An 18,510-nucleotide genomic window follows, 5' to 3' on the forward strand; every position below is an offset into this window, starting at 1 on the left:
CGGACCGGATCCTTCAAGGGCGACGTTGACGATTTTTGCTCCTCGGTCTTGCGTAACGTAGCACTGGGCAAAGTCACGCACAACGTCGTGGAGACTGCAGAGGGACATTCGATCCAGATCGTGAACCAACCGCTGGCGGACAGCGGATGGGTGACCACGCACGAGGACATCACCGAGCGCATACGCACCGAGGAGCGGATCTCGCATCTCGCGCATTACGATGCGCTGACCGACCTGCCCAACCGCGTACTGTTTCACGAACGACTGAAGCGGGAACTGGCCCACATCGTTCCGGGCGAGCAACTCGCCGTGCACTACATCGACATCGACGAATTCAAGAGTGTCAACGACTCGCTTGGCCACCTGATCGGCGATGATTTGCTGAAATCGGTCGCGCTGAGCCTTAGTCGATGCGTCACGACTCCCAATTCTGTCGCACGGCTGGGTGGCGACGAATTCGCCATCGTCCAGATCGCTGTCAAATCTCACGCCGATGTCATCGACCTGGCGGACCGGGTCCTGGACGCGATCCGGAAGCCCTACGAGTGTCTCGGCCACCGGTTGACCACCGACGCCAGCATCGGCATTGCGCTTGCTCCCGAACACGGCATCGACCTCAATCAGATCCTCAAGAACGCCGACTTGGCGATGTATGCCGCTAAATCGGCCGGGCGGCGGACCTATCGCTTCTTCGAGCCGGACATGGACGCCCAGGTCAAGGCGCGCCGCAAGCTGGAAGTCGAGCTGCGCCAGGCGATCACCGACGAGACATTGGAAGTCTATTACCAGCCCTGCGTCAACCTCAGCGACGACAGCATCAGCGGCTGCGAAGCGCTAGTGCGCTGGCGCCATTTCGAACGCGGCATGATCTCGCCCGCCGAGTTTATTCCGATCGCCGAGGAGACCGGCCTGATCAACCGGCTCGGCGAATGGGTGCTGGCGACGGCCTGCGCGGAAGCCGCCGCATGGCCCGGCGACACCAGGCTCGCGGTCAACGTTTCGCCGGTCCAGTTCAAGAGTGGCACGCTGGCGCTGAAGATCGTCACGGCGCTTGCGGCGTCCGGCCTGCCGGCAAGCCGGCTAGAACTCGAGATCACCGAGGCGGTCCTGATCCGCGACGACGAGGCGGCGCTCGCCATCCTACACCAGCTTCGCAAGATCGGCGTGAGAATCGCGCTCGACGATTTCGGCACCGGCTATTCCTCGCTGAGCTACCTGCAGCGCTTTCCGTTCGACAAGATCAAGATCGACCGCTGCTTCGTCAACGATATCACTGAACCCGGCGGCTCCTCCGGCATTGTGCAGGCGGTGGTCAATATCGCCGCCGAGCGCCACATGACGACGACAGCGGAGGGCGTCGAGACGCAACAGCAAATGGAATCGCTTCGCGCGCTTGGCTGCGGCGAGATGCAGGGCTATCTGTTCAGTCCGGCCAGGCCCGCCGCCGAGATCAGGCAATTGTTGTTCTCCCACAGCGCGAGACGCGAGTCCGCGGCCTGATCATCACTCCTCACGCTATCGGCCCACGGGGCCGATTGAGACCGCTCGGCTCTACGGGCCTTTACTTAGCTCGCGCTGACGAGCTGCCGAACAATTCTTATCACTTCCGAGTCTGGCACGAAGCGTAAGTACCAGAACTTTTGGGCATTTCCGAAGCTGAGGATGGACCGGCTGTGACGTAGGCCTGCCGGCCACGGCGGCCCTTGACCCAGTTCGGACTTCAGCTTTGGGCGTCGATCAATGCTGCTGTGCCTTCGACAGGCCAGACATTAAATCACCGTCAACCGGTTGGCGAGAAAGCCGAGAAAGACCCTCACCCGTGCCGGAACCAGGCGCGACGTCATCACCGCATGCACCGGCATTGGCGGCAGGCTCCAATCGGCGAGAATCTGGCGTACCGAGCCGCAGTCGAAAGACGGGCGCACATGCGGCGGCGACAACGCCGCGATGCCGTGGCCCTGCTCGGCGAATTTCAATGTCATCGAGATATTGTTGGTCGAAAAGCGGCCGTGGACGTTGACGTCGATCGATCGTTTGCCGGACACGACGCGCCAGACGCCGGGCTCGGCCATGTAGGATTGCAGGATGCACTCATGACGCGCGAGATCCTTCGGATGCGCGGGCTCGCCGTATTTCGCCAGATAGGACGGTGAAGCGTAAAATAGCCGCGCCGCGGTTCCGAGACGCCGGACGATCAGCGAGGAATCGCCGACCTCGCCAAGACGGATGCTGAGATCTATATTCTCGTCGACGAAGTTCGCGGGCCGCGGCGTCAGATCGGCCTCGAAGGTTATGTCCGGGTAGAGGCGCGAGAACTCGTCGATGATAGGCGCGACTAGCGACATGCCGAATTCGACCGGCATCGACAGGCGCAGGTGCCCACTCAGCCGTTCAGCCGCCTCTTTCAGCACTTCGTGCGCAGCGGCGGCATCCTGCAAGATGCGTTCGCAGCGATCGAGGTAGCGCTTGCCGGGCTCCGTCAGGGCGAGACGCCGCGTCGTTCGCTGAAGCAATCGGACACCGACGCGCTTTTCCATCGCTGCCACGCGCCGCGACAGCGTGGCGATCGGGATGCCGGAGGCTCTGCTTGCCCGCGTGAAATTCAGCGCGCGTGCGACCTCCACGAAGAAGATCATGTCTTGCAGATCGGACGGGGCAAGCGCTGGCGCGGTCATTCTGATATTTTCATAAATGGAATAATACTTTCCATTGTATCCGATTTATCCATATTCGGAAGCACCTTAAGTCTCCTCCCATCACCGCGGCCATCGCTTTTTCGAACGCGAGCGCCGCATAACCGAGGAGACCGACCATGTCAAAGCAACAGCTTGCTAAGCTTCTGGAATTGAGCGCCGAGAATCCGCCGCCCGCCAACGCAACCCCGCCCGTCCTGCGGGCCTGGGCCGAAACCATCACCAGCCACACGCCGCTCGCCGATGGTGTGACGATCAGCCGATCGAGCCTTGGACCCTATGAGGGCGACCTGATCCTGCCCGAAAACGGCGACAATTCGCGCCTGATCATCTACTATCATGGCGGCGGCTTCTTCATATTCTCCGCTGCCACCTACCGCGTCACCACCACCAACCTCGCGCGTGCATCGGGAGCCGCGGTATTCGCGCCGGATTATCGGCTGGCGCCCGAACATCCTGCGCCGGCCGCGCATGACGACGCGTTCGGCGTTTATCGGGCGGCTCTGCTCCATGGCTATACCGCCGAAAAGATCGCGCTCAGCGGCGATTCCGCCGGCGGAAATCTGGCGCTCGCAACCGTCGTCCGCGCGCGTCACGCAAAGCTGCCGTTGCCGAGTTCGCTCGCGCTGTTCTCGCCCTGGCTCGATTTCGCCGAGGAGGGCGAAACTTATCGCCGCATCGCCGACGATCCGATCGTGTTGCGGCCGATGCTCGACAGCTTCAAGCAGGCCTATCTCGGCGACCGCGATCGCAAGTCGCCTGAGATCACACCGTTCGATGCCGACTTCCGTGGACTGCCGCCGACGCTCGTGCATGTTGGAAGCTGGGAGCGGCTGCTCGACGATTCGGGCACACTCGCAGCGCGTCTGAAGTCAGCCGGCGTCACCGCCGAGCTCAAAATCTTCGACGGCATGTGCCACGGCTGGCAGCTGTTCGCGCCCATGCTGGACGAAGGGATGGAATCGATCGAGCAGGCCGCGCGCTTCATCAAGGACAACGGGGTGTCAAAATGAGCGCATTTCATGAACTAACCTGGGATCAGGGATTGGCGTGGGCGCTCGCGGCCTTCTTCGTCCTTGGTTTCTTTATCAACACCTTCGCCGTCAGCAAGGTCTGCCCAGAATATAGGCGCTGGGGATACCCGGACTGGTTTCACTTCGTCTCGGGCGGTCTCGATCTGGTGGTAGCGCTACTGCTATCGGCAACGTTGACACGGCCCTTCGGCGTTCTGTTGGGCTGCGCCATCATGCTCGCAGCGATGGCGACCGTGATCTACCACCGCGAACACAAGCGCGCAGTGCCGCCCTGCATCGTCTTCGCCCTGCTCGCCGTGGTCGGCTGGACGATGCTATAGGACCGAGCTGACCTGGTCGGATCGATCCGACCGGGCCAGCTGCCAGCGTGCGGGGCATGGCGGTAAATTATCAGTCAATATTGTGAGGCAATGTACAGCTGAGAGATTCCGGACATGGCACGAACCGGAAGTGCCGGAACGCACCGGGTATTTCCAGAAACTGAGGGGTAGACCGCCTGTGCTATCCGCCTGCTTGCCACAGCCGCCCTTGACCCTTCTTGACCTTCGTCAGCGGATGCGACTTCCGAAAACGGACGTCTTCTGTCCCGTTTACGAACGGTTTGACATAGATCATGGGAATGATCCGGGGCTTCTGCCCAAGCAAGTGTAGCGCACTAGCGATGAAATGGGCGCCGAGCCTCCAAAACACCCCCTGTTAATCCTCTCATGATCAGGTGAGGCTTTGGAGATGCGATCCGGCCGCTTCTGCCGATCGCATTTACCCCGGAGCCTCGACCATGGAACTGCCGCCGCTCGCCCTTACGCAGCTCGATAGGATCTCGCTTTCTGAATTGCTAAGCGCACTCAGCCACGCGCTCGATCTCACCGAGGGGCAGCCGGCCGGCCATTGTGTGCGATGTAGCCGCATCGGCGTCGAAATCGGCAGGGAAACCGGCCTCTGTGAGGAGGAGATCGCCGAACTCTATTATACGCTGCTGCTGAAGGATCTTGGCTGCAGCAGCAATGCGGCGCGCATTTGCGAACTGTATCTCACCGATGATCTCTCCTTTAAGCAGGACTTCAAATTCATCGACGGCAGTCTGCCGCAGGCGCTGCGCTTCGTGCTGGGCCATACCGGGCTGAAGGCCGGACTCGCCGAACGGTTCCGGGCAATCGTCAACATCTTCCAAAACGGCGGTGAGATCGCTCGCGAGCTGATAGAGACGCGCTGCCATCGCGGCGCCGACATCGCCCGCAAGATGCGCTTCTCCGAGCCGGTCGCTGACGGCATCAAAAATCTCGATGAGCACTGGGATGGCAGTGGCAAGCCGCTAGGTCTGCGCGGAGTGGAAATTCCAATTTATTCGCGCATCGCGCTGATGGCACAGGTAATCGATGTGTTTCACGTCTCGAACGGCCCTGACGCGGCGCTGCGCGAGGCTCAGAACCGGTCGGGGGCATGGTTCGATCCGCATCTCGTAGCTGCCTTCGAGCGTGTCGCGGCGCGACCTGCGTTCTGGGACATGCTGCGTGCTGACAACCGGCAAGAGGCCGCCTTACCACAGACGCCGGTTCAGGCAAGCGTTGCAATCGACGAGGACTGCCTCGACGATATCGCGGCCGCCTTCGCCCAGGTGGTGGATTCCAAGAGTCCTTACACCAGCGGTCACAGCGAGCGCGTCACGCTCTTTGCTGACATGGTCGCCGAACAACTGGGATTCAGCGACGCGCAGCGACGCTGGCTCAAGCGTGCTGCGCTGCTCCACGACATCGGCAAGCTCGGGGTCAGCAACGCAATCCTCGACAAGCCGGGCAAACTGGACGACGACGAATGGGCCGCCATGCGTATGCATGCCGCGCATTCGGAGGCTATCCTGTCGCGTGTCAGTGCCTTCAGCGAACTTGCCCCGATCGCCGGCGCGCATCACGAGCGGCTGGACGGCAAGGGTTATCCGCGCGGCCTCTCAGGAGACCAGATCTGTCTGGAAACCCGTATCATCACTAGCGCAGATATCTTCGATGCGCTCACCGCCGACCGCCCCTATCGCGCGGCGATGCCAATCACAAAGGCTCTGGCGATTATGTCCGGGATGGTCGGCACTCAGATCGACGCTGACTGTTTTACAGCGCTCAGTCGCGCACTCGGACGCATCGACGAGACGCTCGCGGCCTAAGGGTGCACTTTGGCGAGTGGCTTTGTGACATTGTCGGGTGACCGGGTGTGCCTGCGTCGATGGCGTGATGCGGATCGCGAAGCATTTGCCGCAATAAATTCCGATGCGCGAGTGATGGAATATTTCCGGAGTAGCCCTAGTCGAGTTGAGAGTGATGCGATGTTCGATGGCATCCAGAAATATTTCAGCGAGCATGACTTTGGCCTGTGGGCAATCGAGGTCCCCGGTGTAGCGCCCTTTGTCGGTTTCGCGGCATTGGCAGTCGCACGATTCAGCGCCCATTTCACGCGCTGTGTAGAAATCGGTTGGCGTCTGGCTTTCGAGCATTGGGGATATGGCCATGCGACGGAGGCGGCCCGGTTGGCGCTTGGTTACGGGCTTGGTACTCTCGCGCTCCCAAGTTGCGTTGACGCCGGGATCAGCCGCGGCATTTGGATTTGCCGGATTGTGTGTAGCGTTAGCCACACTCGTCCGCTGGGGTCTTGGGCTTGAACACATGTTGCCGTTTACCACGTTCTTCCCCGCTGTCCTCATTGCAGCACTGCTAGGCGTCCGGGATCACGCGGCGCGTGAGTGGCGCGCCTGGGAAGACGCGCACGTCCCCCTTACCCCCCGGCCATTTCCCGAATCGGCGCTATGAAGATCCGGAATTTCGTCTCCGGTTCGCTCGCCTAGTCACCCACTACTGGCGGCACGCCGCCTTTCTCCCATATATCCAGCCGTCGCCGAGTCGTCGCTGGTGTCGCGCCTGAATACCATGGCGATCGCGTTGACGACTATGCCGGGGGCGCGGCTGGCGAGACTGCTCATCTAGGTCGCAAACTCATCCGATTTCGGAACCAACGGGCCGGGCGTCCTGATCCTCGCCGTCACCTTGCCAGCGAAGATGGGTCGCTGGCACATGATGCACAAGCAAGTTCAGGGTCGCCGACCGGTCGGCTCAGATCGGTCGAAAATAACCCAACCTGCGATATTCGACCAAAGTACCACCACAGTGGTTTCTCGGTCAGGTCCTGAACAGACGAATCAAACGACGACATTAAAGTCAGTCTGGTCTTTATGAGGCCGCGATGACACACTTCTATTTCCATATGCGGGAAGGCGATCAGCTGATCCCCCGACGACCAAGGGCTGGACCTACCCGATGTTTCCGCAGCTCGGCGCGAGGCCATACTGGGCGCCCGCGATATTTTGGCCATGGCAATCAGAGCCGGTCAGGCCGAGGTGCCGGACGCTATCGTGATCTCAGATGAAGCAGGCCGGGCGCTAGATGTGGTGCCGCTAGCGGAAGTTCTGCCGAGGGCGCTAAAGACGTAAATGCCGCGCTTGACTTCGAGAATAGCGAAGCCGCGCCGACCGCGATCTGCGCCGAGCCAAAGAGCAAACCACCGCGCCCCTAAGGCGCGTCTTCAGTCGAGGTTGCTCAAGATCAACATTGTACCCCGCTGCGGGGCTAATCTCTCAGCTAGCATCTGCCGAACGGCCCGAGGGGGCGCAGTTCCGGCTCCTGTCAGGGGTCTGGACTTCCCTCATCCGGACCCCGCCTCTGTCGACCGTCTGCTGTTAATTTGGCTCGCCAGGTCTTTTTGTCGGCCGTCGCGATTTCGGGCACCCGAACTTGAACGTCTAAGCCTGTCCCAGCGAATGACGACATGAGCCATGTCGTATGAGTTCAACTTTCAAAGGCAGATTGATCTGCCGCGAGCTGGACGAGGAGAGCCACTATTGCTCTTCCCCAATCCACTTATTGATGTCCGAAGCTGCAATGGTGCGTCGTCTTGGTTTATGGGGGCTCAGTGTGCCGGCTGTCACCCTCATTCCTTCGGCAAGCATTGCCTGCGCAAATTTCTTGGCGTCGCGCTCGGTGGGAAATGCCGTTGTCTTCCTCGGATATGGCGCCCGTGAAGTAGTCGGTTGCCACGCGCTCGGGCCTTGAACCGAGACGTACCAGCGATTGATGATGGTTTTATGCCGGGCCACGACGGCCCCTGAAGATTGCTTCAAGAAATAGCAACATCGCATTTGCAAAGTGGAGTTGCAGTGATCTATATCAACGGCGCTCAGATGAGGCGGACCGAGAAGGCCCGTCTCAATCAGCTTTGAGGATCAGGCGAGCAGCCGCAGGATCGTGTGCGAGTGATTGCTTAAAATGGACAACACTCGAACCCTGCGCAGACATCCGCGATTGGCACATAGCGCATTCTACTGCGTTGCGAAATTCGATCGCTATCGGGACATAGCCGACGTCGAGACGGCGCTTTCGGATGCACAAACGGCCCAAGCCTCTAGGCGAGGAAACGCCCGAGGGGGGCAGCGACACCGCCCGTAGTTTCACCGTTCGTCTGATTAATCAATGCAATATCGTGCCTTGCTAGGTTGGAAAACGACACATGTCCTCGTATCAAGCGGGGGCCCCTCCCATCACTCCTCGCCGAACGGGTATCCCATGGGCAACATCGTCCAGCTGTTTTCGCAGGAAGCCAAGCATACGCCGCCGGAGTCCCAGAGCGATGCGGCTATCGCCGTCGGTATGCTGATAGCAAGCATGCAGGTTTGTCACGCCTCAGCGACGCTTGGGGAGCGGCTCGATGCTGTCGATGCGGCCATCGATACATTTGGCGACGCGGAGCTCCTACCCGACCTCAAACAGTTAACTGCGTCTGCGCGCCAGAACTTGATCGCCTCAATCCTTGCGCTAAAGACAAGCGTGGCCGTGTTTGCGGCCTATTTGTGAATTGTTTTTGAGTGTGCAAAACGGGACAGCGGCGGGAGCCAGTGGCCCCATGGTGACTTCATTACTGCCCCTCATCGGCATCTACCGGCAACTGTGAGTTCTGTAGCGCTCCCGCCCGGTACAAGGCGCGCATCGTGTTCACCCACCAGGTACCTTGCCCCCGTTGCTGAAAGACAGCGATGGTGGCGGGGATTACGCCGCGTCCGACAGCTGCGTCGACAGACGTTCGAAACGTTCCGGATACCAAAGGCTTTCGGAAATTTTTTTCGCGCAGCCAAATCGACTCCATTTACGGCTTTAGCGCTCGCGTCCTCGTGCAGTCGCGCAGCTACTAGAACGACATGGTGCAGATGTCCTGCGCGCGCGGGCAGACCTGGTTGCTCAAAGTTTCCGACGGCGCAACTGAAGTGGCGATCCGTCTCACCGTCCAACCTGAGAAAGCGGCCAAGTGGTCCGCGCGCTGACAACTTGTCGTTCTCGCGCTGAGAGCTTGACTGGAACTTGCCGCGAGGTGCCTTACAAACGAGGTCCTTCGTCGGGATTGGTGTGGCTTAGGAGCGTCTCTAACACCAAAAAGTATTTTTCCGCCAGCATGCGTTCCTCGGAGCAATTGTAACGCCATCCTCGCGCGGGTTATGATCGCTGGATCACGTCAAGTAGCTGCCAAGAGCGTTACATACAACTGCTGTGCGATGAGTCCATGAAAGCGAGCTTCCGTAGGACTACCGAGATCTGGTCCGCTCAGAAGCTATCCGCCGGTTGGTCGAAACCGGACCGAGGGCGAAGAAGTGATCTTCTCAGATCGAAATTGTCGTGTCGGCCGATCGTGGAAGGACAGTTGCAAAGCAAAGGTAATTTGCGAGCGCGATCTCGTCACTGGTATGACAGGAGGGACATTTGTCCTTATGTTGCTTTTGTGCTTTGAACACGAGCATACGCTGCTTCTGCATGCACCGCCGTGATCGACATCAGCGGTGCCGACGCGCGCATCCTTGCCACTGGACCTGAGATGTGCCTGAGGCGCGACGCCACTCGCGTGCGCGGCCTTGGGATGGTGCCGCGACCAAACCATGGTACCTCGTGATGCCCGGGTTTCGCCTACGGCGATCGCGGCGAGGACATCCCAAGTGGCCGCTTCGCGCCAAAATCCGATATGGCAAGCGTTGCCGAGCGTACCAGGGAGACCGCCCGCACCGGCAAGCGGCTCTCTTGGAGGTTTACTGCGACGCTTGAGCGAATCCGGCAGGCGACCCCGCGAGCAGGGCGATGATGGGCGCGCCTGGTTCGTGGTGAACGAGTCGATTTATTTCGACGTCGGCACAGAGCGACCATTTTATACTGCAGCAGAATTGGTCCATGGAGCTTCCATTGCTGCACTGCCAGGCGAAGAGCGGCTTCGTGACAGCCATCCAAGGTTCTCGCAACTTCCGTCTCTAAGGCAAATGCTTTCATAGCGAGCGACGAAACTCGCACCTCTGCTATCGATGCGACGATACCGGCGTCGTCCTTGGAGCAAGTGACATCTGACTTTTCATGGAGGTGATTGATGGAGCTCCGACCGTAGTCTTACGGAGAGAGACAGAGTGGTGTCTGCAACATTCAGTGCATAAAGTTCAGCATCACTCGGACTGGAGAATGTCGAATGGATATGCTTTTACATTGCCACGCGATGGCCGCCTTCTGCCGTCAGCGCGCGGTGTTTGAAGGTGAGAACGACGCATTCTGGACCAGTGAAGCGGAGAAATGGGATCAATTGACGTCCGATTACGCGCCCTCCCAACTGCGAACGGGACAAACCGCTCGAAGCAGGAGCGTTATGGCCAACGATCGGGATGGCGCTTCACTATCTGGGCAGTAGTCTCCTATATTTTTGCAGAGTATTATGCGGTGTGCGGATATCTCTATCCAACGAATCGACCCAACTTCCGCTAGCGATCAGCACGCCGGTCGTAGACTCGGAAATGCATTTATCTTGGCTGCGATCGTCAACCGTTGTCGGTGCCGTGCGATCAACTGCCTGAGCAGGGTCGAACCTCCACCTCATCAAGCGCATCGATGATCAAGCCGCCTTCCGAGTTCTACCACGCCAACGAGGCGCATGTTCTGCGTCTCGCCCGTGCCCGGCCATGTCAAATCGCTTCGGACTGCGAGAACCGCGTCGGGTCGGGGCTGTGTCGGAGGGTGACCGGCTTGCCGCCCGAAGGCCTGGACCACGCCGTTCATGGTAGTATCAAGTGACGAAGCAACCCCTGACCCTGATTTCTTCCAGCCTCAACCGGCATTGTCTCGCCAATCTTTCATCGCAATAGACTTGACCATCCACTCCTCGCCGATCTGCCGGCGCGCGCCCAACCTACCAGATGCTTGGTCGCCGCGTCGTCCATGGGTCCAACGACTTCGAGGCGGAGGGGCATCGAAGAGAGCCGGAAACAGAAACCGAAGATTCAGAGTCCGACTTCCCATATCCCGGCTCCGACGCGCGCGAGGCGGATTTATCGCTTGCTGCGTCCCCGACGACGCAGCAAAGCGCGATAACCACCGCGCATCAGGGTCTTCCCTGTTTGGACCAGGCGAATCGTGCGGCTGCGGAGATCATGGGTTTTCCAACCACCTTCGGGAATGCGGCTCTCCCCGAACAAACCCGCAGCTATGGCGCGGTAACTGTTTCCTTCAAGATGGCCGTCCAGCGCGCGTATTGCGAGTATGAGCCGCTGGCGTTGCCGAAAAGGCAAGGGTTGCTGCAGCCCTTGCAGCGATCGTCTCCCGAGCGCCGCCCAGAGCCGATGTGCGGCGAGAAAATCGAAGTCGGCGTCAAGCGGCAATTCGATGACAAGCGGCGCCCCCTTGGCCGGAAGCTCTCGCAGCCAAAGACGATGCGTGACACCTCCGAGCCGCATGATAGCATGCCAACCGTCCAAAGCTTGCCTGAGATAAGCGGAGGACAGCTTGCTGAGATCGAGATCATACGGGCGGCCGACCAGGGCCGAGCTTGCGTTGCCGATCCTGAGTATGGCCGGCAGCGCCTCCGGCGCCCAGAAGACGGGCTGCTCGTTGAAAGCTCGGTGCGGGTCAGCTGCGAAAAGAAAGCCCCCACCGCGATCGAAACTTCCGGCCTTCGGTCAAAAGCGAGCGAGCACGCTGCAGCGTGCGATAGTCTTCCTGGTAATCACCATTACGGCGAAGATACTCCCAAGCAAAATCGTCGATTTCGGCAACTTCCATTTGCGCGTAAACGTGGGGGGATCGCCAATCAAACTCCGACATCGTACCATTTTTCCCATGTATTCCGGACGAAATTCGCAGCACGGGGACGATGTCTAATTTTCCTTGCGCGATCGGCGCCCTATCTTCGTTCGGAGTTGACAACGACGAGTGAGCACAGCGTTCATTTTCCTTTCAGGCCTGCAGTGCATTTTGTTTCAAATCGAAATTCACTTTTCCCTATCGCTTTGTTGCGCTGCCACGCAGCAAATGGCGATAGCCATGGCTGGTCATCCATTTTGCACGCGCAAGATGACTGTCAAACGCACCGCGAGCGCGATCGGGCTCAAGAGCAGAGTCAATATGCAGGACAAGACGTGCGACTTCCTGCCAGTCCGCGTTGTCGGCATCGGCGTCGAGCATACGCAGATAAGTGATGAGGTGTTCCTCGTCATAGGGCGTCAGCACCGGCTCACTCGGCGCCAAGTCCGCAACGCTGGGATCGAGCGGTGGTCGATGCATGAACGTCCCACTATGGATGGATGTGGCGAACCAGGAAATCTCGTCGTAGCTGAACCATCTTCGGACCGACGAGCGAGATGGTCCACAAGAATTGTCCTGCTGATCAATCCGGGTCCGCAGCCGGAGATCAACGACTGTGGTAATAAAATACTACCGGCGACCTCTCCCGGAATTGTCCTGCGGGGACTAAACGGAGAGATGCGCTTGCCTCGCGCCTGACCGAGGCCGTTCGCGATGCGCCTAGCGGCGCGGTCTATCGGGTCAAGGCCGCGAGACGCCAAGCCTTGACGCGGAACGCGCCAGTCTTGACGCCGACTGTGAAGAGAATGCTCTCAATGAAAAAAGCAGAAGCTTTCGCCGTCATATGCCCGGGGCTCCGCACTCGCGACGCGCCGTGTCGCTTGCCCTTGCAGCCGAAAGGAGAGTGTTCGAGCACGCCCGACGCGTCGCGCCGCACACCATTGCATCCGCGACTCATGCCAATCCTGGCCGCATCGTCTCCCGCCAAATGATCAGGCTGACGCCGCCGACGATCAGTATTGTCGCAGCGATGCTCGCCAGCCCGAGGTGTTCGCCCCGGATCATCACACCGGCTGTGGTCGCCACCAACGGGACGAGCATCAACGTCTGCGAGGCAGCTGTGGACGTCACATTGGCGAGGGCGTGGTGCCAGGCTGCATAAGCCAACCCCGTGGCCACGACCCAATTGAACAGCACCACGGCAACGAGCGATGGGGTTAAATCGACGGTTTGGCGGCGGGGGTCCAGAACACACATCACGGCCAGAGCGAGGCCGGATGCGAGCAGCTGCCACACCGTCTGGCTCCAGATATCCGCCCTATACTGGCGTGCCCGATAGAACCGGATTCCGATGGCCCAGCTTACCGCGGCCGCGAGCATGAGGAGCACCCCCAATAGGCCAGATCGGCCGGGAAGTCCGGCGCTACTTTGGAGGACGAAAAGCCCACCGATCGTCATTGCCACAGCCAGTACGCCAAGACGGCTGATGCTTGACGCGCCGCTGGAAATCTCGATCAAGAACAGCCAGAACGGCATCGAATAGAACAGTATCGCGCCGTGACCAACGGGAAGATGTTGAAGAGCCATGAGACTGAGACCGAGTGCCCCGGTCATTTGAAACAGGCCAACCAGCGCGAGCGGCATTCTTTCATCAGCTGGCACGCAAACAGGGTTTCCCAAGGCTCGCCGGACGAGCGTGATCAGCAGGGCGCTGCCTAACAGGCGGCACGCGGTGAACTCGATCGGCGCAACCTTCACAAGCACGCTTTTGAGGAGAATCCAGTTTATGCCCCAAGCAAGCACGACGAAGGCGAGTGCGCCGATCGCGCTCATGGATGTCCCCCGGAGCAACATGCCTCACTCCGCCGTTTCGACCTGGAGAGCGGCCGGACGCGCGCGGGTGGCGTTGATCGCGCGTTGAACCCGGTCGAGATTCTCCTCCGGCGTATAGGCGGTCGTCACGCGCGGTAACGGCTCGCTGGGCTCACTGTTGATCTTGCAGGCAATGAATGTGGGGCCGCTTGCCTGGAAGCAATGTTTCAGGGCTCCGCCAAGGGCGCTGCTGTCCAAGCACGTGAACGTCTCACGATATCCGCAGGCGGCTGCGGCCCGTGCAAGGTCGGTTTTGGCGGATGTCGTCGGCTGATCGCCAGTCGAGGCGTAACCTTCATTGTCGAGTACCAGGTGGATCAGGTTCGGCGGTGCGACGTGGCCGATGGTCGACAGCACGCCCAGATGCATGAGGGCGGCGCCGTCGCCGTCGATGACGACGACGCGGCATCGTTCATCGACCGTTGCTGCCAGGCCGAGCGCGAGTGCCGCGGCATGCCCCATCGATCCCTGCATGTAGAAATTCGCGGGCCGGTCAATTTGTGCGAAGACCTCCCGGGAAATATAGCCTGTGGTGGCGACGACGACGTCATGCTCCCTGAGCCTGGATCCGATCAGGTCGACCGCCTGGGCCCGCGACAGCGGATAGTTCGCGTTCGACCGCCTGGTTTGCGCATCTCCATCTGGTGTATCCGCATCATGCAACTGCCCCCGACGCACGAGGATTGCGAACGGCCGCCCACGACAAAGTTCAAGGTCTGCGGACCGAAGCAGTGCCTCGAGTTGATCGGCGTCGTTGGATAACTCGGCACTCGCGATCCCGATCGCATCGAGAAGCGAGCGCGTGACCGCTCCCATCACACGATGCTGCGGTTCGTCCGGCGAATCCGACGGATCGCCCCTCACCGACAGCAGCAGCAGGACCGGAATCTGGTTGATCTGAATGAGCGACGTGAGCGGATTGATGATGTTGCCGAACCCGGAATTCTGCATCATGACTGCGGTTTTCCGCCCCGCGATGGCGGCGCCCGCGGCAGTCGCAAGTGCGGAGCCCTCGTTGGCCGAGGCGATATAGATCGCGTTCTCGGCGAGCCGGCAAGGCAGATCTCCAAATACCGAGCAGGGAACACCCGAGAAAAAATCGAAGCCGTTCGAGATGAGGTGATCGGTCAATTTCGCGGTCGAGATCGACATGTGAATCTCCAAGCCCCCTAAGCTTCTCGCATTGAGGGCCATTGCGCCTTAGCCGAGCAGGCAGGACGTGGTTGCTCAGCGAAGTGCGGATGAAACCGAACAGGGGATTGACGTCAGGATGCTGGTTTGCTGGCCGTCAGCAGGCTGCGATTGCAGATGGAGCGCCGGTAGCTCAGATCGACAAAGCCCGCCTTGGCGAACATGGCCTCCATGTCGCTGACACTGTAGCAGAGCCCCTCGTACGAAGCCGTGAGGAGCACGGAGTATTCGGCTTCTTTTGCAGGAGCCGGGCGGCCGTTGCGATCGTCCGGATGACAGCTGTAAACGGCGACGCGGCCGCCGGCGGGCAGGTGCTGATGGGACTTGTTGAGCAGGTATTGGACTTTCGCCGGACTCCAATTGTGCAGGACGTGAGAGTACAGATGCAGGCTGGCGCTCTCCGGAAACGGGTCAACGAACATGTCGCCGGCGAGGACCGACGCGCGGTTTCCGAGCAGACCGCGCTGCGTGAGACAGGCCCGCGCGAGTTCATCAACCGGCGATCGTTCGATGACGATTGCCTCAAGTGAGGGGAATCGCTTGAGCAGATGCGCGCAGTACACGCCCGAACCGCCGCCAATATCCAGCAATTGCCGATCCGTCGAGCAGTCCAACAGCTCCGCCAGGCTCGGCGCGAAGATACGACCGCGTTCTTCCATGCCCTGGGTATTGAGGGTCGCGAAGTCGTCGGTCTGCATGAGGTCGTCCCACGACGTCGTGCCGGTTCGTTCCACATGCCAGGTGTCGGACTGGCCTTTGCGCAGAACCTCATACATCTCCCGCACGGACGATTTGTATTTCATGGTGGCGATATAGCTCACCACATTTTCATCAGAGCGCCGGCTGAGATAACGGCGCGCCTGGGGGGTGACAACATACTGCTCTCCGGAGCGAACGAGCAGATCCCAGGACTCGAACAGTCTCAGCATGGTTCGCGCCGGCCGCTCCTGCAGATCGAAGGCGATGCAAAGATCGCTCAGCCTCGTTGGCTGCTCGTCGATCGCCGTGAAGAGGTCAAGCCACGACACCGCGGCGATGTAGAGGTCGCGGGCGCAGGAACTGTCGCGCAGTTCGAGCACGGTGGCAATTTCGGGTCCGCTCTGTGGAAACGTTTCCTGTCTCATGGCCGTCTCTCGCCTTTCGTGTTGTCGAAACCCCGCGGACCATGATCAAGGCCGCGCCGGCAGATAGCGTCCCTCGGCGGCCGCCAGTTCATCGTAGTCGATGAGCCCGAAGACCTCCTCGAGGCTGGCGACGTCGCCCTCGACGCCGATGATGCCATCCTCATCGCGGATGCGGCGGCAGACATTGCGCATGGCGGCAACTGCCGCGCGCATGTTGTGATTGGCCCAGATCACGGTCGAGACGCCGGCATCACGATAGACCGAGGTCGGCGTCTTGAAGTACCGCGTCGGCACGATCACGACCGGGAGGCGATTTTGCCAGGCGCGGGCAAATTCCAGAATCTCCTCTGCGGTCGATTTCCGGGAATGAATCAGGATCGCGTCGGCGCCGGCTTCGGAATAGGCGTGCGCGCGATCCAGCGCTTCATCGAGGCCATGGCCGGCGATCAATGCCTCGAGCCTTGCGACCACAACAAAATCTGGATCCGGCACGCGGTCCTTGACGGCCTTGAGCCGTCCGCAGAACTCCTTGATGTCGGCGAGTGGATGGCGATCGCCAACGAACGAGTTCATCTTCGGAAAGCCCTTGTCCTCGAGGCACATCCCGGCCGCGCCGCGCTGCCAGATCTTCAGGGCGGCGAGACGGGCATTGTTGAAGTTTCCGAAGCCCGAATCGCCATCGACCAGAATCGGCTTGGAGGTGGCGTCAGCCATGCGTTCGACGGTCTCGACCACTTGCGTCCAGGACGCCTCGTTGGCGTCGCGGTAGCCGAGGGTCGATGCGATCGATAGTCCTGATGCCCACAGACCTTCGAAACCGGCATGCTCGGCGATCACGGCGGAGAGTGCGTCATGGGCCTCCATCAGAAACGATAGTTCGCGGCTGTCGCATACCAGGGCCCGGAGCAGAGTTGGGACTTCGCCTGCCCCGGTTGCGGTATAAGGTCGGCGCGGCCTGGTGGCGGATAAGGGACGCATGGCTTACTCCTTGCGGTTGCGATCGCTTGATACTCAGAGTAGGTTTCTCCGGCAGATCCGGTCAATTACTAGTTCTGGTAGGTTTTGCCTAACTCTGGTTGTTCGATCTCGGAACCGGAGCGCACGCGTCGACCGACTGGTGACCGGCGAAGGACGGCTTCAACGACAGATTCCCTGATCTTGCGGTGCGCCGATCACGGAGTTCTGAATACGCATCTCCGGCAATCGTCATAAAAAATCGATCCTTTGACCGGGTTTGTCCATCCGAGGCGACGGAGGACGAAGTGGGGAGCGGGTCATGACCACGATTGTTTTTGACGATGCGGGACGTGGTTGGGACGAGGAGTCGCTCGAGCTGCGCCGCAGGCTTCACTGCCACCGGCCCGACTTCAACCTCACCACCTATCTCATCGACAACCTTGGATTTATTGCGCTGTCGTGGAAACAGCATGGCGCTTGCACCATCCGGCTGCGTCCGGCACTGGCTTCCTCGATCGGCCTTGCAGCTGCGCTGTTCGCGCTGGCCGACTTGGCACCGCAGCGCGTTATCGTCTCGCATCCCAGCGAAACCTGTGGTCTGGAGCTGTTTGCGAATGTCGGGCGCGCGGTCGCGCGAATTGAGGAGCTGGTCGCCGATGCCCGGCAGCCGACTTGCCCTGCCTTTCTCAAGCGAGAGGTTTCACTCGAGGCGCAGCTGCAGGCCGGCGGGCCACTGGCGGCGCTGCTTCGGTATTGGGCCAATGCGGACCAGGCCTATGAGCCGGAGAAACTGCGTGCCCTTCTTTACGGCGCGCTGCGCGGCCGCTTCGTGGTTGTCGAGCCCAACGCCGATCGTCGTCATTTGACGATCATGGACATAGGCCCGGGCTTCGTCGTCTACGACAAGTCGTGGCTGCGCATTGCACGCGGCCTCCCGATGGAACACCAGCCCGACTATGCCTACGGCCGCTGGGCGCGCGGAGCTTTTGATCAGGCGCTGGAGCGGACGCAAGCATGTGTCGATGACGTCGATGCGGTGATTGCCCGTCCCTCCCTCAATGACACTATCCGCGCTCAGTACCGCCGCGTCGTGCTTCCTTTTCGGCGAGGTCCTTCAGGCTCGCCGTGCCTTCTCAGCGCTTCGATCGTCGATGATGTCGATCTGCGCCGCGCCGCCAGGGGAGCGCTCAGCTGAGCCTTCGCGCGCCATGGCGGCGGCCAGAATTGCCGTGATGTCCGCCAGATTCTCCGCGGTCGCCATTGAAACAAACGCCGCGCGCAGGGTGCCGGCCGGAGACTCCAAGAGCTCCACCGAGGCCGGCTCGACCTTGGTATAGCCAGAACGTTCGGCCATGCCGCCTGCCAGCACGGCGTCCGCGAATATGCTGATCGTGAAGTCGGTCAGCCAAGACGTGAAGGCATAGGCCCGAGAGATGCGCGGCAGGATCGTGGCAAGCCCCTTGCCGCGGAAATCGGGCCGGTACCAGCCGGCTCCGGAGAATACGAC

The 18,510-nt window shown here is 60.4% G+C and carries 16 protein-coding genes and 2 pseudogenes; 9 read left to right on the plus strand and 9 right to left on the minus strand.

Going from position 1 to position 18,510, the window contains the following annotated elements; all coding sequences use genetic code 11:
- Positions 1–1,500 (plus strand): putative bifunctional diguanylate cyclase/phosphodiesterase (locus tag WCB02_RS18875; RefSeq protein WP_423960327.1); only part of this gene is annotated, 1,500 nt, incomplete at its 5' end.
- Positions 1,501–1,769: 269 nt separating this feature from the next.
- On the opposite strand, the gene WCB02_RS18880 is transcribed toward WCB02_RS18875, so the two are convergent.
- Positions 1,770–2,675 (minus strand): LysR substrate-binding domain-containing protein, encoded by a 906-nt coding sequence (locus WCB02_RS18880; protein WP_423960329.1) that lies wholly within the window; start codon positions 2,673–2,675, stop codon positions 1,770–1,772.
- A gap of 137 nt (positions 2,676–2,812) precedes the next feature.
- Here WCB02_RS18880 and WCB02_RS18885 point away from each other — a divergent pair, with 137 nt between their 5' ends.
- The 7 genes and pseudogenes from WCB02_RS18885 (at position 2,813) to WCB02_RS18915 (ending at position 9,080) form a co-directional block, all read left to right on the plus strand.
- A complete protein-coding gene (locus tag WCB02_RS18885) occupies positions 2,813–3,706 on the plus strand; it encodes an alpha/beta hydrolase (RefSeq protein WP_423960331.1) in 894 nt (297 codons plus the stop codon).
- Positions 3,703–4,047 carry a DoxX family protein gene (locus WCB02_RS18890; RefSeq protein WP_423960333.1) on the plus strand — a complete coding sequence of 115 codons (345 nt, stop codon included), beginning with the start codon at positions 3,703–3,705 and terminating at the stop codon, positions 4,045–4,047. Before WCB02_RS18885 ends, WCB02_RS18890 begins: the two co-directional genes overlap by 4 nt.
- Before the next feature lie 458 nt (positions 4,048–4,505).
- Complete coding sequence (locus WCB02_RS18895) at positions 4,506–5,882, plus strand: HD-GYP domain-containing protein (RefSeq protein ID WP_423960335.1); 1,377 nt, start codon at positions 4,506–4,508, stop codon at positions 5,880–5,882.
- 45 nt (positions 5,883–5,927) lie between these two features.
- Complete coding sequence (locus WCB02_RS18900; protein WP_423960353.1) at positions 5,928–6,374, plus strand: GNAT family N-acetyltransferase; 447 nt, start codon at positions 5,928–5,930, stop codon at positions 6,372–6,374.
- Positions 6,375–7,010: 636 nt separating this feature from the next.
- Positions 7,011–7,199, plus strand: a pseudogene (locus WCB02_RS18905) (DUF6894 family protein); the annotation flags it as partial.
- A 1,129-nt stretch (positions 7,200–8,328) separates the two neighbouring features.
- A complete protein-coding gene (locus tag WCB02_RS18910) occupies positions 8,329–8,616 on the plus strand; it encodes a hypothetical protein (protein WP_423960337.1) in 288 nt (95 codons plus the stop codon).
- 341 nt (positions 8,617–8,957) lie between these two features.
- Positions 8,958–9,080 (plus strand): hypothetical protein, encoded by a 123-nt coding sequence (locus WCB02_RS18915; protein WP_423960338.1) that lies wholly within the window; start codon positions 8,958–8,960, stop codon positions 9,078–9,080.
- 2,028 nt (positions 9,081–11,108) lie between these two features.
- On the opposite strand, the gene WCB02_RS18920 is transcribed toward WCB02_RS18915, so the two are convergent.
- From WCB02_RS18920 to aepX, 7 genes are all read right to left on the minus strand, one after another.
- Complete coding sequence (locus WCB02_RS18920) at positions 11,109–11,513, minus strand: DUF2285 domain-containing protein (RefSeq protein ID WP_423960340.1); 405 nt, start codon at positions 11,511–11,513, stop codon at positions 11,109–11,111.
- 172 nt (positions 11,514–11,685) lie between these two features.
- Positions 11,686–11,880, minus strand: a complete 195-nt coding sequence (locus WCB02_RS18925) for a transcriptional regulator domain-containing protein (protein ID WP_423960341.1) — start codon at positions 11,878–11,880, stop codon at positions 11,686–11,688.
- A gap of 177 nt (positions 11,881–12,057) precedes the next feature.
- The gene (locus WCB02_RS18930) at positions 12,058–12,339 is read right to left on the minus strand and encodes a DNA -binding domain-containing protein (RefSeq protein ID WP_423960343.1); all 282 of its coding nucleotides are present in this window, start codon (positions 12,337–12,339) and stop codon (positions 12,058–12,060) included.
- 474 nt (positions 12,340–12,813) lie between these two features.
- Positions 12,814–13,692 carry a DMT family transporter gene (locus tag WCB02_RS18935; protein WP_423960345.1) on the minus strand — a complete coding sequence of 293 codons (879 nt, stop codon included), beginning with the start codon at positions 13,690–13,692 and terminating at the stop codon, positions 12,814–12,816.
- A gap of 24 nt (positions 13,693–13,716) precedes the next feature.
- Entirely contained in the window at positions 13,717–14,883 is a 1,167-nt protein-coding gene (gene aepY / locus WCB02_RS18940) for a phosphonopyruvate decarboxylase (protein ID WP_423960347.1), read from the minus strand.
- Between the two features lie 113 nt (positions 14,884–14,996).
- Entirely contained in the window at positions 14,997–16,046 is a 1,050-nt protein-coding gene (locus WCB02_RS18945; protein ID WP_423960349.1) for a methyltransferase, read from the minus strand.
- 45 nt (positions 16,047–16,091) lie between these two features.
- Entirely contained in the window at positions 16,092–17,024 is a 933-nt protein-coding gene (gene aepX / locus WCB02_RS18950; RefSeq protein ID WP_423960350.1) for a phosphoenolpyruvate mutase, read from the minus strand.
- 298 nt (positions 17,025–17,322) lie between these two features.
- Between aepX and WCB02_RS18955 the strand changes: the two genes are divergently transcribed.
- Positions 17,323–18,198 (plus strand): hypothetical protein, encoded by an 876-nt coding sequence (locus WCB02_RS18955; RefSeq protein WP_423960352.1) that lies wholly within the window; start codon positions 17,323–17,325, stop codon positions 18,196–18,198.
- Here the strand turns inward: WCB02_RS18955 and WCB02_RS18960 are convergent.
- Positions 18,118–18,510 (minus strand): annotated as a pseudogene (locus WCB02_RS18960) (hypothetical protein); the annotation flags it as partial. The gene WCB02_RS18955 and the pseudogene WCB02_RS18960 overlap by 81 nt on opposite strands.

It is taken from the genome of Bradyrhizobium sp., assembly GCF_049581145.1.
Lineage (GTDB): Bacteria > Pseudomonadota > Alphaproteobacteria > Rhizobiales > Xanthobacteraceae > Bradyrhizobium.

What these genes read in the sequence shown, in the direction of transcription:
- WCB02_RS18880 (WP_423960329.1), bottom strand. Translation starts at nt 2,675, where the DNA reads ATGACCGCGCCAGCGCTTGCCCCGTCCGATCTGCAAGACATGATCTTC.
- WCB02_RS18885 (WP_423960331.1), top strand. Translation starts at nt 2,813, where the DNA reads ATGTCAAAGCAACAGCTTGCTAAGCTTCTGGAATTGAGCGCCGAGAAT.
- WCB02_RS18890 (WP_423960333.1), top strand. Translation starts at nt 3,703, where the DNA reads ATGAGCGCATTTCATGAACTAACCTGGGATCAGGGATTGGCGTGGGCG.
- WCB02_RS18895 (WP_423960335.1), top strand. Translation starts at nt 4,506, where the DNA reads ATGGAACTGCCGCCGCTCGCCCTTACGCAGCTCGATAGGATCTCGCTT.
- WCB02_RS18910 (WP_423960337.1), top strand. Translation starts at nt 8,329, where the DNA reads ATGGGCAACATCGTCCAGCTGTTTTCGCAGGAAGCCAAGCATACGCCG.
- WCB02_RS18915 (WP_423960338.1), top strand. Translation starts at nt 8,958, where the DNA reads ATGGTGCAGATGTCCTGCGCGCGCGGGCAGACCTGGTTGCTCAAAGTT.
- WCB02_RS18920 (WP_423960340.1), bottom strand. Translation starts at nt 11,513, where the DNA reads ATGCGGCTCGGAGGTGTCACGCATCGTCTTTGGCTGCGAGAGCTTCCG.
- WCB02_RS18925 (WP_423960341.1), bottom strand. Translation starts at nt 11,880, where the DNA reads ATGTCGGAGTTTGATTGGCGATCCCCCCACGTTTACGCGCAAATGGAA.
- WCB02_RS18930 (WP_423960343.1), bottom strand. Translation starts at nt 12,339, where the DNA reads ATGCATCGACCACCGCTCGATCCCAGCGTTGCGGACTTGGCGCCGAGT.
- WCB02_RS18935 (WP_423960345.1), bottom strand. Translation starts at nt 13,692, where the DNA reads ATGAGCGCGATCGGCGCACTCGCCTTCGTCGTGCTTGCTTGGGGCATA.
- aepY (WP_423960347.1), bottom strand. Translation starts at nt 14,883, where the DNA reads ATGTCGATCTCGACCGCGAAATTGACCGATCACCTCATCTCGAACGGC.
- WCB02_RS18945 (WP_423960349.1), bottom strand. Translation starts at nt 16,046, where the DNA reads ATGAGACAGGAAACGTTTCCACAGAGCGGACCCGAAATTGCCACCGTG.
- aepX (WP_423960350.1), bottom strand. Translation starts at nt 17,024, where the DNA reads ATGCGTCCCTTATCCGCCACCAGGCCGCGCCGACCTTATACCGCAACC.
- WCB02_RS18955 (WP_423960352.1), top strand. Translation starts at nt 17,323, where the DNA reads ATGACCACGATTGTTTTTGACGATGCGGGACGTGGTTGGGACGAGGAG.